16 protein-coding genes and 2 pseudogenes are annotated in these 14763 nt (G+C 68.2%); 12 read left to right on the top strand and 6 right to left on the bottom strand.

All coding sequences use genetic code 11. The annotated features are described in order from the left end of the window. The first annotated feature begins 318 nt into the window (after positions 1-318). From ABZY11_RS36220 to ABZY11_RS36205, 4 genes are all read left to right on the top strand, one after another. Positions 319-1149 (top strand): NucA/NucB deoxyribonuclease domain-containing protein, encoded by an 831-nt coding sequence (locus tag ABZY11_RS36220; protein WP_356483239.1) that lies wholly within the window; start codon positions 319-321, stop codon positions 1147-1149. A 19-nt stretch (positions 1150-1168) separates the two neighbouring features. Then, on the top strand, positions 1169-1681 hold the full coding sequence (locus ABZY11_RS36215) for a hypothetical protein (protein WP_356483238.1): 513 nt from the start codon (positions 1169-1171) through the stop codon (positions 1679-1681). A 917-nt stretch (positions 1682-2598) separates the two neighbouring features. Further along, positions 2599-3855: a cytochrome P450 gene (locus tag ABZY11_RS36210; protein WP_356483237.1), complete on the top strand. Its 1257-nt coding sequence runs from the start codon at positions 2599-2601 to the stop codon at positions 3853-3855. A gap of 55 nt (positions 3856-3910) precedes the next feature. Next, positions 3911-4066, top strand: a complete 156-nt coding sequence (locus ABZY11_RS36205; RefSeq protein ID WP_356483236.1) for a hypothetical protein — start codon at positions 3911-3913, stop codon at positions 4064-4066. Positions 4067-4462: 396 nt separating this feature from the next. Here the strand turns inward: ABZY11_RS36205 and ABZY11_RS36200 are convergent, their stop codons facing one another. Together ABZY11_RS36200 and ABZY11_RS36195 are read right to left on the bottom strand one after the other, a co-directional pair. Then, entirely contained in the window at positions 4463-4801 is a 339-nt protein-coding gene (locus tag ABZY11_RS36200; RefSeq protein WP_356483235.1) for a hypothetical protein, read from the bottom strand. Between the two features lie 106 nt (positions 4802-4907). Then, complete coding sequence (locus tag ABZY11_RS36195; RefSeq protein WP_356483234.1) at positions 4908-5183, bottom strand: hypothetical protein; 276 nt, start codon at positions 5181-5183, stop codon at positions 4908-4910. Positions 5184-5417: 234 nt separating this feature from the next. Here ABZY11_RS36195 and ABZY11_RS36190 point away from each other — a divergent pair, with 234 nt between their 5' ends. From ABZY11_RS36190 to ABZY11_RS36170, 5 genes are all read left to right on the top strand, one after another. Then, complete coding sequence (locus ABZY11_RS36190) at positions 5418-5555, top strand: hypothetical protein (RefSeq protein ID WP_342283230.1); 138 nt, start codon at positions 5418-5420, stop codon at positions 5553-5555. A gap of 362 nt (positions 5556-5917) precedes the next feature. After that, positions 5918-7096, top strand: coding sequence for an ISAs1 family transposase (locus tag ABZY11_RS36185; RefSeq protein WP_356483233.1), 1179 nt, complete (start codon positions 5918-5920; stop codon positions 7094-7096). A gap of 507 nt (positions 7097-7603) precedes the next feature. Further along, complete coding sequence (locus tag ABZY11_RS36180) at positions 7604-9199, top strand: IPT/TIG domain-containing protein (RefSeq protein ID WP_356483241.1); 1596 nt, start codon at positions 7604-7606, stop codon at positions 9197-9199. Positions 9200-9416: 217 nt separating this feature from the next. After that, positions 9417-9755, top strand: coding sequence for a maleylpyruvate isomerase N-terminal domain-containing protein (locus tag ABZY11_RS36175; RefSeq protein ID WP_356483231.1), 339 nt, complete (start codon positions 9417-9419; stop codon positions 9753-9755). Next, complete coding sequence (locus ABZY11_RS36170; protein ID WP_356483230.1) at positions 9752-10015, top strand: hypothetical protein; 264 nt, start codon at positions 9752-9754, stop codon at positions 10013-10015. Before ABZY11_RS36175 ends, ABZY11_RS36170 begins: the two co-directional genes overlap by 4 nt. Positions 10016-10044: 29 nt before the next feature. On the opposite strand, the pseudogene ABZY11_RS36165 reads toward ABZY11_RS36170, so the two are convergent. Together ABZY11_RS36165 and ABZY11_RS36160 are read right to left on the bottom strand one after the other, a co-directional pair. Next, a pseudogene (locus ABZY11_RS36165) lies at positions 10045-10170 on the bottom strand (transposase); the annotation flags it as partial. A 59-nt stretch (positions 10171-10229) separates the two neighbouring features. After that, positions 10230-11558: a hypothetical protein gene (locus ABZY11_RS36160; protein ID WP_356483229.1), complete on the bottom strand. Its 1329-nt coding sequence runs from the start codon at positions 11556-11558 to the stop codon at positions 10230-10232. Positions 11559-11657: 99 nt separating this feature from the next. On the opposite strand from ABZY11_RS36160, the gene ABZY11_RS36155 reads away from it, so the two are divergent. After that, a complete protein-coding gene (locus tag ABZY11_RS36155; protein WP_356483228.1) occupies positions 11658-12935 on the top strand; it encodes an ISAs1 family transposase in 1278 nt (425 codons plus the stop codon). 40 nt (positions 12936-12975) lie between these two features. On the opposite strand, the pseudogene ABZY11_RS36150 reads toward ABZY11_RS36155, so the two are convergent. Beyond that, positions 12976-13299: pseudogene (locus tag ABZY11_RS36150) on the bottom strand (integrase core domain-containing protein); the annotation flags it as partial. 102 nt (positions 13300-13401) lie between these two features. On the opposite strand from ABZY11_RS36150, the gene ABZY11_RS36145 reads away from it, so the two are divergent. Further along, the gene (locus ABZY11_RS36145) at positions 13402-13887 is read left to right on the top strand and encodes a winged helix-turn-helix domain-containing protein (RefSeq protein ID WP_356483227.1); all 486 of its coding nucleotides are present in this window, start codon (positions 13402-13404) and stop codon (positions 13885-13887) included. Positions 13888-13937: 50 nt separating this feature from the next. Further along, complete coding sequence (locus ABZY11_RS36140) at positions 13938-14468, top strand: transposase (protein WP_356483240.1); 531 nt, start codon at positions 13938-13940, stop codon at positions 14466-14468. Positions 14469-14480: 12 nt separating this feature from the next. On the opposite strand, the gene ABZY11_RS36135 is transcribed toward ABZY11_RS36140, so the two are convergent. Then, the coding region (locus tag ABZY11_RS36135; RefSeq protein WP_356483225.1) for a DDE-type integrase/transposase/recombinase at positions 14481-14763 on the bottom strand (283 nt) is incomplete at its 5' end.

Below are 14763 nucleotides of genomic sequence, written 5' to 3'. Positions count from 1 at the left end.
CGGGCGATCTACAGGATGAAGGCATGGCGAGGCATCGCCACCCGCTACGACAAGACCCCGGGGAGCTACCTCGCCGGACTCCACCTCCGGGCCTCGATGATCTGGATCAAGGACCTCACACGAGCGGCCCCTTGATCACAACCGAATACGCACCCTAGCTCGTACCGATCCATCGGTGCCCAGCACCACGGCGAGCACACCGTCACCTGTACCCAGGCGACCGGGACAACGGCCGCCACGTCCACCGCGATGTCAGCGGCGGCCGGGCTGACTTGCAGGGCGGGCTACCTCACCTATGACCGGCACAAGGCGTGCTCGGTGAGCAGCCTGCGGTTCGACATCATCGAGGTGCCCAGCGGGAAGCTTCTGGGCACGATGAACATCCGGGTCACTCAGCGCACGTCGCTGGCGGCCAGGGACTCACGGACCTGGAAGCACACCATCGGTCTCTACCCGACCAGCGCCAGCGGGGCGGCGCGGGGCGTGATTGCAAGCCTGAAGCTGAATTGCGGCAAGTCCGCGAAGACCAAGTGCACGGTGACCTCCGCTCCCGGTGCCAAGGGGCTGTTGGTCAAGAAGGAAACCAGCTTCCCGTTCGCCCTGAAATCACCCGGGTCGAAGACGCTCAAGCACAAGGAAACACCTGTCGTCACCCTGAAGGCGGCCGTCGGGTCACCTGCCACCGGCAGCCTCGCGCAGGCCGCCACCGTGCGCTGCGACTCCGTCAAGGGGATCACGACCAAGGCAGGCGGGTGTGTTCACCCCGGGTACGTTCCTGTCTTCGCGATGTCCCGCACCGACAAGAACGTCAAGGAAGCGGCGCAGCATGTCTGGGACGCGCAGCGCAAGCTGAAGGGGCATCCGGGGCTGCCCGGCGTGGGCAAGCCCCTGCACCGCACCACTGACAAGGCGCTGATTAAGAAGAACCGTGGCAAGGCCTGCCCGAGCAGTCTGCCCCGCCCTACGGGCAAGAGTTGCGACGAGTACCCCTTCGCTTCGACCAAGGAAGGCGGAGCGACGGGTGTCTTCAGCCGCAGGATGATCAACGAGAAGCACAACAGCACCGCCGGTGGATCCAAGTACCTGCTCAAGGCGTACAAGGACAATAGGATCCTGAACGGCGACGCCTTCTGGGTCGCCATCTCCTGACGCCGAGGAGGCACCCGGTATGCCGGAAGAACGCGGGACCACCCGTGTGTGGGTGTATGCCCGTCAGTTCTACATCGTCGACCCCGACATGGGCACCGATCAGGCACCCGATATCTCCGACGCGGGCAACGGGCTGATCGCGGTGGCGGAGGACGGGGCCGGCATCCTGACGGGGCTGACCGTCGGACCGGTCGAGGTCACCGTCACCACACACCTGTCCGAACCACCGCTCGAGGGGGGTTGGGACGAGGTGGTGGAGACATCCTTCGCCTCCAGTACCGGCTCGGCCCTGGTCACCTCCTGGGAGGACGGCGAGGTGGAGGATCTGCCCGACCTCGCCGCCGCCGGACCGGGAAGCTACCGCATGCGTGTCCACGCCCGCGGCCGCGACACCGGACGGGCCGAGGACAGCCTCGGCCCGGACGACGACCCGGTCGAGGCGTACCTGCTTCAGGCCTGGCCCGCTCCGGCAGCCGACGAGCAGATCATCCGCCAGACCGACCAGGTCGGCACCCAATGGCGCCAACTCTAGGAACGCAAGAGAAGCCGGGCCGCCGCCTGTAGGCGGCGGCCCGGACGACGAAGGCCCGGCTGACAGCCGAGCACAGATGATGGCCTGTCACATCCGTATCCATTCTGGGATCATGAGGCCATATCGGCCCCTGCCAGATGCCCTCGTGGTGGGCGATGCGGTTGCGGAACTTGTGCAGCCGCTTGACCGGGTTCTCCACCGTGATCAGGGCACGGTTGGGGGCGTGAGGGAAGGCGCCCGCGAGTTCGGGCCACAGACTGGTCTTGTACTGGCGGGCCAGCAGGAAGCGCCAGAAGCCGAAGCTCAGCTCCGCGATGACCTTCCCGCGCGTGACGTTCGCGCCGGCGGGCAACGAGCCGTGCGTCCAGCGCGTATATCCCCTGTCCCGTCAGAACCTGGCTCGGGCAGACCAGCCGCGTCCCCGAGCTGCTGCGCACCCGGCCCGACAGCCTCACCTCGGCCGTGAACGCTTCCGGCGACCACCATCACCAGGCGTGCCGCGCTGCTGTCCGGATGCGGATGGCTGGTCTCCGTCTCGCGCTGCCCGGACGGCGGCCGCCACAGTGGCGCGATGGACGCAGGACTCGCCGCCGTGCTCGGCGCCACCGTCGGAGCCCTCGGTACAGCGGCGACGGGGGCCACCGCAGCACTCCTCAGCCCGCAGTACAGCCCGCCACCAGACCAGGACCGAGACCCTCCGGGCTCTACGAGAGGCGAGACGGACCACCTACACCAACTACGCCGAGACCGCCGGGCGCTACAAAGACATGCTTGCCACCACGCTCAGGCCGCTCGGACGCATCGACCGGTTTCCAATCCCTGCCCGTGACGTTCACGCCGACCAGCGACACCGCCCTGGACCCGTCCGTTCGATAGCCCAGCCCGCCCGCTCTCGCACCGTGTACCGGAGGTAGCTCATGACGGCACAACAACGTACTGCCCAGCATGTCCCGGTCCTGCGCCTGGACCCGACCGGTGCCGACCACCAGGGCGAAGCCGCACGGCTGCGAGAGCTCGGCCCGGTCGTTAAGGTGATCCTGCCCGGCGACGTGGAAGCCTGGGCCGTCACCACGCACCAGCTCGTCACGGAATTGGTGACTGATCCGCGGGTCAGCAAGGACTGGCACCGGTGGACGGACATCCGCACCAACCGGATTCCCGAGGACTGGCCGCTGACCGGCATGGTCAAAATCACCAACATGGTGACGGCTGACGGCGACGACCATCGCCGCCTGCGCCGCGTCGTCACCCAGGTCCTCACCCCCGAACGTGTCCGGGCCATGCGCCCGCAAGTGACCGAACTCGCCCGCGGCCTCGTCCAGGCGTTGCCCGAGCGCACCGGCCCGGACGGCTCGGTCGACCTGCGTGAGCACCTGGCCTACCCGCTGCCGATGAACGTCATCTGCGACATCATCGGAGTCCCCGGCCCGCTCCGGCCCCAGCTGCGGCGCCTGGTCCGGTCCATCTTCGACTCCACCGCAGAGCCTGAAGAAGTCCTCTCGACACAACGCCTCATCTACGAACTCCTCGACAAGGTCGTCGCACACAAGCGCCGCACACCGGGCGACGACCTCACCAGCGCCCTGATCGCCGCCCAGAGGGACAACCCCGGCATCCTCAGCGACGCAGAGCTGACCGGCACCCTCTGGCTGATGGTCGCCGCCGGTCACGAAACCACCCTCAGCCTCATCACCAACGCGCTGCGCGCCCTGCTCACCCACCCCGGCCAACTCGATCTCGCGCTGAGCTCCGCCCCCTCCGTCTGGCCCGTCGTCGTCGAGGAAACTCTGCGCTGGGACGCCCCCATCGGAAACTTCCTCGCCCGCTACCCACGCGAGGACCTGGACATGGGCGGCGTGACCGTACCCGCTGGCGATGCCATCCTCGCCCCCTACAGCGCGGCCGGCCGCGACACCGCCCAGCACGGCCAGGACGCCGACCGGTTCGACCTCACCCGAACCCAGTCCCGGCACCTGGCCTTCGGCGGTGGCCCCCACGTCTGCCTTGGCGCACCCCTGGCACGCATGGAAGCCGCGATCGCTCTCGAAGCCCTGTTCAGCGCGTACCCCGGACTCTCACTCGCCACCAACCCCGAATCCCTCGTGCCCGTGCCATCCCTGATCTCCAACTCCGTCCAAACCCTCCCCACCCACCTGAACCAGGCCCGCCCATGAACCACCACCCCAACACCATGGCCACCGCTGACACATGCCCCCAAGGAGCCGCACAGTGAACGCCACCGCACCCGACATCGACGTGGACAGCCCAGCCGAAGGCACCGCACCGTCGACCGCGCGGATCACACACTGGCTGCTCGGCGGAAAACACCACCACCAGCCCGCAGACCGCCCACTGGGCATGCGCGTGTGCAACGCAGCACCGTGAAATCTGGAACGGGCCGGTTCACCTGGTGCTGCTGGCACGGAAACGTCACCGGCCAGGAACGGCGACGGCGCCCTCCAGCTCGGAGGGCGCCGTGGTGGTGCGCGACGTGCGGCTCGGGTTCAGCCAGCCGGAGGGCGGGCCGGGCCTCGGGGGCGGGCGCGTCCTCACCGCCGTTGTCGGTCTCGGATTGCCCGACCACCGCGCCCAAGCCTTCGTTCCGTCTCTGATTTCATTCCCCGGCCCCCTCTCTCGGCCCCAGAGGGTGCTCGGCGGGGTTCCGGAACCCATCTCGTGGCCGCCGCCGCGTGATTGGCGGCACGGCTTGCGAATACCACAGGCAGAGGGCCGGCCCGCGTGGACGCTCCGCCCTTCGGCAGCGGCAGGCCCGGGATGCCGCTACGCAGGTACGACGTGGACGCTCTGCGCGACGTGGCCGGGGTTGCAGGTGACCGCAGCCACATCGGGTGCCTCGACGGTGTTGCCGTAGAGGACGTACCCCATGCCGTGCTGCCCGGAGTAGCAGACCACCTTGGCCTGGTAGGTGCCGGTGTCGCACTGCACCTTGCCCCCTCCGTACCAGTGGACGTTGGGGCCCTCATGGGCCCACTCGATCCAGGTGACGCAGCCGGTGGGCGGATCGGCCTGGGCCACGGGGGCTGCTTGAGCGGGGGCAGCAGCCAGAGCGGACAACCCGAGGACGGCTGTCGCGAGGGTCACCATGGTTCGCTTGAGCATCAATTTCTCCTGCATTTCGAGTAGGGAAACGTTAACTAGTTCTGCCGGAGGCCATCGCTGCTGGCCTTCTTTGCCGGACGGATGCGGTGATTAACGTGATGGTTATTCACGTATGCATGCAGAAGTTCAATGGAACTCTGCATATCCTTTTCCTACCGCACTCCAGCAGCGCCCGTATCACCGCAAGGTAAGGCAGCGGGTCGTCGGCGCCGTACGGGGCCTTCACCGCCCGGTGCAACGTGGTGGCGCCCTGCCCGTCGTGCGCCGAGACATCCGCCCCGTCGGCGATCAGTGAACGAACCAGTGCGGCACCCTCGGCGGGGTCACCGCCACGATCAGGCGCGACAGCAGCAAAAAGGGATTCGCTCATGACATCGCTCATGGTGAGGACTCCTGGACGGTGCAGTGACAACGGACCCCGGCAGGCCGGAAGCCGGATCTGACAGAACGTAGTACATGTGACCAGGCCGTTTGGTCATGAGCAGGGAGGTTCCGTGGCCGATTGCGTAGTTCTACTGACACCGGCGCCGGTCGAGACGCGCAGGGGAGGGACGGCGCCATGCTCGGACGGGCCCGGCACCGCAGGACCCGCCACACCACGAAGGAGAAGGAAGCCGTGCAGCTCGACGAAGAAGGCCGGGCCAGACCGATCCCGGAGACCCTCGAACAGTTTCCCGGCCGCGAGTGGCCGACGGAGATGATGCACGCGCCAGGCGCCGATCGACTCCGTGAGCTTGATCGGTGGAAACCGTGAATTCGCCGCTGCGTCGCCAGGACCACGTGTGGCTTCGTTGATCTCTAGGAACAGCGTTTGTCGACTGGTTTCGGAGTCACTTGCTGATCAGTGGGGCCGTGCATGTCGACGAGAAGTGACTGCCTACTGGCTCAGTCCAGGAGACCCGCCTTCCGGGCAAGTGGCCGGCGGGCGTGCCTCCGGGGCTCGGCGGCTGATTTCCGCCAGCACGTCGCCCAGGGCTGATGCGTTCTCAGCTGGCGGGATAGGGCGGTTCGTCGGCTCTGGTGCCTGATGGACCGTTTGCCGGAGTGGAAGCAAGAGACGCGACGCCAGATGATCAAGGCTTCTGAGACCGAAGATCGTCCTGGAGTCGCGTCCGCGTGTCATCCTCCCTGATCAACGTCCTCGCGCGCCACTGCCAGGACGGCAACGAGCCCTGTCCGTCCATCGAACCGCACGAACTGGCCTCGCTGTCCGAGGTGCTGGCCGCCGTGCCCGATCCGCGCCGGGTGCGCGGGCGCCGCTACCGCATCGGCGTGCTGCTGGCCCTGTGCCTGACGGCGGTGCTCGGCGGAGCCCGCTCCCTCGCGCAGATCGCTCGGCACGCCGCCGACGCTGACCCGCAGGTCCGCGCCGGACTGGGCCTCACCCGGGCCACGCCCAACGCTTCCACGCTCGGCCGACTGCTGGCCCGCATCGACGGCGACGCCTTGGACGACGCCGTCGGCACCTGGCTCGCCCGCCATGCCGCCGATCCCGTCGAGGAGGATGAAGCCCTGGTCGGGCTGGCGGTGGACGGCAAGTCGGTGCGCGGCTCGCGTACCGACAGCAAGACCGCGATACACCTGCTGGCCGCCGCCCTGCACGGCAGCCAGACCGTCATCGCCCAGCGCCAGGTGGCGGCCAAGAGCAACGAGATCCCGGCCATGGCCCCGCTGCTGGCCTGCTTCGACCTGCGTGGCGTGGTTGTCACCGCCGACGCCATGCACACCCAGCGAAAGACCGCGAAGAAGATCGTCGCCGCCAACGGGCACTACGTCCTGGTCGTCAAGGGCAACCAGAAGAAGCTGCGCCGGCAGCTGCGGCGCCTGCCCTGGCGGCAGATGCCGCTGCTGGACCGCACCCGCACCGCCGGGCACGGACGTCGCGAGGTCCGGCGGCTGAAGGTGTGCACCGTCGAAGCCGGGCTGCTGTTCCCGCACGCCGTCCAGGGCATCGAGATCAAGCGACGCCGCGTCAACGCCAAGACTGGCAAAATCCAGGTGAAGACGGTCTACGCCGTCACCAGCCTCGCTCCCGGCCAGGCCGACCCCGCCCGCCTGGCCGAACTCGTCCAAGGCCACTGGTCCGTGGAGGCCCTGCACCACGTGAGAGACGTGACGTTCGCCGAGGACGCCTCCAAGATCCGCACCGGCAGCGCACCTCGCGCCATGGCCACTCTGCGCAACCTCGCCATCGGCCTGATGCGCCAGGCCGGCTGGACCAACATCGCCGCCGCAGCCGACCACTACCGGTCACGCCCCGACCACGCCACCGCATTCCTCAAGATCACCTGCTGAGAACGCATCAGCCTTGCCGGACCGGCGCTGCCAATATGTCGGGGGTGTAGAGGGGTAGCACGGACCCTGACGTCGTGCGCTCGGCTGTTCGGGTGATGTCGCACGGCTAGCTCTTGTCGCCTGTTTGACATTGTGGGTCACTTTGAGTATCGGAACCGGTGGGCCGCCCACCCTTCGCCGGGTCACATGCTGGAGACGGTTCAGCGGTTCATTTGGCGTGGCCGTTCGGGCCATAGGGACCGGTGAGGACGATCGGCCGCCTCCAGCGTGGCCACACTGCCGCAGGCGGAACCCCGCAGCGGCATCAACCGCTGTCCCTGCCCCGGAGTTTGTCTCTCTGCCCGGGGCAGGGGCTGCGGTTCCCCGATACGTGCTCAGAAAGGCTTCGCCATGCCCGTCTTGACCCGACCTGATCCGCTGCTGGCCACCGTTGCGCTGCCACGGCAACGCAACACGGTGCTGACACCTGCTGACCCCACCATCCCCGTCGGTAGCTCCCCGCTGGGGATGGCCCTGACCCCGGACGGAGGACGTGGCTACGTTGCAAACCAGGTGTCGAACACCATCAGCGTGATCGACACCGCCACCAACACCGTCACCGCGACCATCGCTGCCGCCGGCGGCCCGATCTTCCCGGCGGTCTCCCCGGACGGCACCCGCGTCTACGTGACACTGGCCGATGCCGGCACGGTCGGTGTGATCGACACAGCCACCAACACCCTTACGGCCACCATCGCGGTCGGCGCCGGACCGGCCTTGGTGGCGCTCTCCCCGGACGGCACCCGCGCCTACGTCACCATCCAGAGCACCAACACCCTCAGCGTGATCGACACCGCCACCAACACCGTCACCGCCACCGTGAACACCGGCCCCTTCCCGGTCGGCGTCGCCATCTCCCCCGACGGCACCCGCGCCTACGTCTGCAACGTGGGCGACAGCACCGTCAGCGTGATCGACACCGCCACCAACACCGTCACCGGCAGCTTCACCGCCGGCGACGTGCCGGTGATCGCCGCCTTCAGCCCGGACGGCACCCGCGCCTACGTCTGCAACGCCGGCAGCGACAGCGTCAGCGTGATCGACACCGCCACCAACACCGCCGTGGCCACCATCGGTGTCGGCTCCACGCCTCGTTTCGTGGCCGTGAGCCCGGACGGGACCACCGCCTACATCGCCGACTTCGCCGACAACGCCGTCAGCGTGATCGACACCGCCACCAACACCGCCACCGGCAGCATTGCAGTGGGCAACGGCCCCGTCTGCGTCGCAGTCACCCCCGCCGGTACCCGGCTGTACGTGACGGACAACGCCGACAACGCCGTCAGTGTGATCGCCCTGACGCTCGTGCCCGACCACGGCACCACCGCCGGCGGCACCATCGTGACCCTCCGGGGCCACGACCTGGCCCCGGCCACCGCCGTGCGCTTCGGAGACACCCCCGCCACCATCCTGGCCAACACCGCGACCTCGGTCACCGTGCGCACCCCCGCCGGACAGGGCGCGGTCCCCGTCACCGTCACCACCCCCGGCGGCACCGCCATCTTCGGCACCTTCTACTACCGCCCTGCCCCGCTGCTGACCGGGATCACCACCACCAGCAACCCCAACGGCGGCGCGGGCCCCGCCATGGGGCCCTACACCGGCGGCGGCACCGCGGTCGTCACCGGGGCCAACCTGGCCGGAGCCACCTCGGTGCGCTTCGGCTCCAGACTGGCCACCATCCAGTCCGTCACCGACAACGCCGTCACCGTCGGCATCCCCGGAGTCCCGTCCCCCGGCCCGGTACCCGTCACCGTCATCACCCCCAGCGGAAGCGCCGGCGGCCTGACCTTCCTCTACCTCGACACCCCCACCCTGACCGGCATCAGCCCCGCCTCCGGACCCACCGGCGGCGGCACCGACGTCACCCTCACCGGCGACCATCTGGCCACCACCCAGAAGATCACCTTCGACGGCACCCCCGCGCCCTTGACCGTCGTCTCCGACCAGATGATCACCGCCACCGCCCCGCCCCACCCCGCCGGCGACATCACCATCACGGTGGCCACCCTCGGCGGCAGCACCGGGAGCAGCTACACCTACCTCGACGGCCCCGCCATCTGACCCTCGCCCACCGATACCAGCGCCGCAGCGGCCTGACCCGACCACAGCCCACCACCCCGAGACCAGGCCCCGACAGCACACCCGGCAACACCACGGCCAGCCACAGACTGGGCAACACGACGGCAGCCGCGTACCAGAGCCGACGAACCGCCCTATCCCGCCAGCTGAGAACGCATCAGCCCTGGCACGTCGCCTTCTGCACTTCTACGCTGCGGCCATGTCATACCGCTTCGCTGGAATCATCGACCGCTATCTACTCTCCGGTTCCGAGTTCACCCACAAGCTGCGCGCGGTACGGGCCGAGCAGTGGACGGTACCCACCCCCTGCGCAGAGTGGGACGTACGCCACCTCGTCAACCACATGACCCGGGGAAACCTCAACTACGTCTCTCTGCTGGACGGCGGCTCGGCCGACGACTTCCTCCGGCCCGGGACGAGGACGCTCTGGGCAGCGATCCGGTGGGTGCCTACATCCGGTCGGTGCGGGAGTGCGCCGAGGCGTTCCGGAGGCCGGGCGCCCTCCAGCAGACTCTCGACTACCCTCTCGGCCCGGTGACCGGAGAACAGGCCCTCGCCGTGCGCACCACGGATGCGGCCATTCACACCTGGGACCTGGCCCGAGCCGTCAACGCTCCCGAGAAGCTCGATCCGGAGCTCGTCGCCTGGATCGAAGAGCACCTCGCCGAAATTTACGCCGGCTTGGCGGAGTCACCTGTCTCCGCCGGCACTACCCACCGCTTCTTCGCCGCCCCAGGGGCTCCACCCGTGGCCGGGGAGGCCCGCCAAGCCCGGCTGCTGCGTCTGTTCGGCCGCTGAGCGAAGGAAAAGGCGGCGGGCGTATTGCGGGTCCTGACCTGGGACTTGTCCTCACCGAAGACGACATCACGCACCCAGTGGACGGTGTTCTCCACGGTCCAGTGCCCGCGAGCCCAGGCAGCGATCTCGGCAGCGATCTCGGCCGCGTCGGCCTGTTCGGCAGGCAGGTCGGTGATGGCGTGGGACCATGCAACGGTGTACCTTTGCGGACCGGTCAGCGAGGAGCGAGGACGGCCACCTCGTGACCGAAGCCAACCGCCAGGCGGCCGTCCTCAGCCATTGCCACGGCGCTCACGGCTGACGGGAAAGCCAGTACCGCGATGGGGTTTTTGGGGAGCTGTCGGCCAACGTCCAGAGGCCAGACGCGCACAGTGCCGTCCTGCCCGCCGGTCACCACGACCGGGCGGCCGTGCGCCACGCCGGTGGCCATGGCTTCCACCGCCCCGGAGTGGCCTGCCGGCAAGGGACCGATATGGCGCCCGGTTGCGGGATCGATAAGGCGCAGCGAATCCCCCACACCTGCAAGAATCAGCGTTCGCCCGCCAACCTCCGCCACCGTCAGCGCCCCTATCTGGGCGGGCAGCCGGAACACGCCGACTTCAGGCAGCCGGAAGGCGTTGACTTCCCGTAGATCCGGGAGCTCCCATATCCGCAGGGTTCCGTCGTACGCACCAGCGACCACCACCGCCTTACCGTCCAGGACGGCGGTGGCAAGGGCACGGATGACCACGATTCCGCCGCCCTGCGGCCACATGTATGCGTAGGCGATTTCTCTGCCGCTTAGGTGCCACACCTCCACCCTGCCGTCCCCCGCAGTCACGGCGACCGGCTGCCCGTTCAGCGTTCCCGTCGCCACCGCCGACGGGAACCCGTTGCCGTACTCGCCGACATACCAGTCCGCGCTGTAACCGAGTTCGAGCCATTCGGGATCGAGGTCGAGTTCCCAGAGATACACGTGGTAGTTGCCGTTGCCGCTGATCGCGACCGGGCGACCGTCGTTCACCGTGGTCGCCAGCGCCTCCACGCCGTGGCGCCCACCATCGGGTACGAGGGGGTCCTGGACGAGCTGTCCCGTGGCGATGTCGCGTACGCGCACGGTGTCGTCATAACTGCCGCTGACGACGCAAAGACGGCCGTGCACCACGGCCAGCGCCACGCCGGTCACCTTCTCCGTGTGGCCGGGCAGGGGCTGTCCGAACCGGGGGTTGACCTGAGAGCCGGTGGCCCACTCAACACCCCATCGCGCCTCCGGCTCGCCTTCCACCGGCACAGCACTGATCCGCGCCGCCAGGTCCCGGTCTCCGCACCGAGCCGCGTCCAATGCCAGCAACTGCCGCCGTACCACCCGCCGAGCTTCGCGATGCGTATCCGCCGACACTTGGTACACGGCAGCCGCCAGCCGAGCCTCGGGCCCCGACGCCGTGTCCAGCAGTGCCGCCACCTCACCGGGGTCGCCGTTCACCAGGAACGCCGGGTCGGCCAACCGCCCGTCCTGCGAACCGAATTCAGCTGGCACACTGTTCTGTCGCAGATCATCAGTCATGCCCAGAATCGTAAACGCGCCCGCTGACAGCTACCTGCCCCAAGTCATCCGCGCAGCAAATTCCGTGAAAAAGTCATGAATCATGGATCTGTTGCAGAAATGGTGGCGACGGATCCCGTGTGTCCTGCACCTTGTCTGGAAGCCTTGTGTGAGGGTGCCACGCGGGATCAAGTCAGCAGCCTGGTCGCGGAGTTCGAGTCGCTCACCGATCCGCGTGGAGCCAGCGGCGTGCGTTACCGGCTCTCCTCTCTGCTGGCTTTGGTGGTCTGCGCAATGACACCCGCGGGCCACGACTCGATCACTGCGGCAGCCGAGTGGTGCCGGCGTGCGGCTCCCGAGGAACTGGCCGCCTTCGGCCTGCCCTACCACCCGCTCCTGGGCCGCTACCGGGTACCGAGCGAGAAGACCCTGCGCAGCGTGCTGGGGCGTCTCGATCCGGCCGAGCTCAGCGCGGCTGGGTTCGCCTACCTGACGTCCCTGCTGCCCGACGAGGGCGCATCTCCCGCGCCGCTGATGCCGGACGGCGGCCCGGAGCGCGAACAGCGCCGGGCCCACCAGGCTACCGCCCAGGCCGACCCGGTGCGCCCAAGGCGCCGGGCGATCGCCGTGGACGGCAAGTGCCTGCGCGGCGCAAGACGCCCTGACGGCAGCCAGGTCTTCGTACTCTCCGCGGTCCGCCACGGCGACGCCATCACCCTCGCCTCGCGTGAGATCGGCGCGAAGAGGAACGAGATCCCCGAGTTCCAGCCCCTGCTCAACCAGATCGACGACACTGACCTCGCCGGGGCGGTCATCACCGCCGATGCTCTCCACGCCCAGCACTCCCACGCCGCCTACCTGCACGAACGCGGCGCCCACTACCTCCTCACGATCAAGAACAACCAGCGCGGTCAGGCCCGCCAACTCCACCGGCTGCCCTGGAAGGAGGTCCCCGTGATCCATCGTGACGACGCCCGCGGCCACGGCCGTCACGAGCAGCGCCTGGTGCAGGTCGTCACCGTTGACGGCCTGCTCTTCCCGCACGCCCGCCAAGTCCTGCGCATCCAGCGCAGACGCCGCCTGTACGGAGCGAAGAAGTGGTCCAGCGAGATCGTCTACGCCATCACCGACCTGCCCGCCGAACAGGCCGACGCGGCCGAGATCGCCGCCTGGGCTCGCGGGCACTGGACCGTTGAGAACACCGTCCACTGGGTGCGTGATGTCGTCTTCGGCGAGGACAATTCCCAGGTCAGGACCCGCAATACTCCCACCGTACTTGCCGCCGTCCGCGACCTGATCCGTGGCGCGCTCAAGCTCGCCGGCTACGTCAACACCGCCGCCGGACGCCGAGCCCACACCGAACGCCACCGCGTCCTCGCCCTCTACGGCATCACATGATCAACCGGACATCCGCGGCAAACGCCGGGGCCCTGGGGTTTCAGGGGGTCAGTGAGGCGTCGGTCGTTGCGTGAAGTGCCTCGAACTCGGCGGGTGGGACATGCCCGAGCTCTCCGTGGAGCCTTCGCTGGTTGAACCAGTCGACGTACTCGGCGACGGCGATCTCGACATGGTCGATGCCGTTCCAGGGACCGCGGTTGCGGATCAGCTCGGCCTTGAACAGGCTGTTGAACGCCTCGGCGAGGGCGTTATCGTACGAATCTCCCCGAGATCCGACCGAGGCGACCGCGGCGGCCTCATCGAGGCGCTCGGTGTAGCGGATCGCTCGATATTGCACGCCGCGATCGGAGTGATGGACCAGACCGGCCAGATCGCCGCCCGCGTGACGACGTTTCCAGATACTGAGATTGAACTCGTGAAGTCATAGGGGCTGACGGTTGATGCCTGCCTGCGGTATCACCGGAGGATGAGGTATCCACAGGGTGGCGGGTTGACCGCTGAACGGCAGTGCAAGCGCGAGGAGTTACGGCTGCAGGCTGGTGAGCGGTTCGCCCGGGGCGAGGGCAGCACATCGATCGCCAGGGATCTGCGGGTCAGTGTCCGATCGGTGCAGCGATGGCGTCACGCGTGGGTCCAGGGTGGCCCGCAATCCCTGCGATCACAGGGGCCCGCATCGTTGCCGCGACTGAGTGAGAAGCAGTTCGCTCAGCTGGAGTCAGAGCTGGCCAAGGGACCGGCCGCGCACGGCTGGGAGGACCAGCGCTGGACTCTGAGCCGTGTGAAGACGGTGATCGGACGGCGCTTCCACCTCACGTACACGATCCAGGGCGTACGCAAGCTGTTGGTGCGCAATGGCTGGTCCTGCCAGGTTCCGGCCCGTCGTGCCATGCAGCGGGACGACGACGCGGTGGCCGGGTGGGTCAAGGAGGTATGGCCCCGCGCGGAAGGCTAGCGGCGGCCCGTGGAGCCTGGCTGGTCTTCGAGGACGAAGCCGGCTTCTCCATGACGCCGTCGCACGCCAAGACCTGGTCCCAGCGCGGCCGGACTCCGGTGGTGCGAGTCCGCGGCCGATCTCGCAGACGAATATCGATCGCCGCACTGACCTGCTACAAACCCGGCCACCGATCCCGGCTGATCTACCGGCCGCGACCGGACGACGGCCGGCGCGACGGGCGCAAGAGCTTCTCCTGGCGCGACTACCGCGACCTTCTGATCGCAGCCCACCAACAACTCGGAGGTCCGATCGTCCTCGTCTGGGACAACCTCAACGTCCACAAAGCCGCAGGTCTACGGGAGTTCGCTGACTCCCGTGACTGGCTGACCATCCACTACCTGCCGCCCTACGCTCCCGACCTCAATCCCGTCGAAGGCATCTGGTCCCTGCTGCGGCGCGGATGGCTCTCCAACGTCGCCTTCTCCACGCCAGAACACCTGATCCGCACCATCCGAAGCGGCCTACGCCACATCCAGTACCGCAGTAACCTCATCGACGGCTGCCTCACCGAGACCGGCCTGACCATCAGATCTGCATGACGACACCACGAGTTAAATCTCAGTAGCCATCTCCAAGGCGTCCAGGGCGAGTTCGGTGTAGAGGGATGTGGCGACCTGCCAGCCGACGACCATGCGGGAGAAGACGTCGATGACGAAGGCGGCATAGACCCAGCCGGAGAACGTCTTGATGTAGGTGATGTCCGCAACCCAGAGCTGGTTCGGGGCGGTGGCGGTGAACTGCCGCTCGACCAGGTCGGCAGGCCGGTCGGTCTCGGGAGCGGGGCGGGTGGTGCGCGGGCTCTTGGCCCGGATCACTCCGCGCAGGCCGGCCCGG

The organism is Streptomyces sp. NPDC006510 (genome assembly GCF_040611955.1).
Taxonomy (GTDB): domain Bacteria; phylum Actinomycetota; class Actinomycetes; order Streptomycetales; family Streptomycetaceae; genus Streptomyces.
Note: the sequence above shows the minus strand (reverse complement) of the source record. Positions and strands in the feature narration are given on the sequence as shown.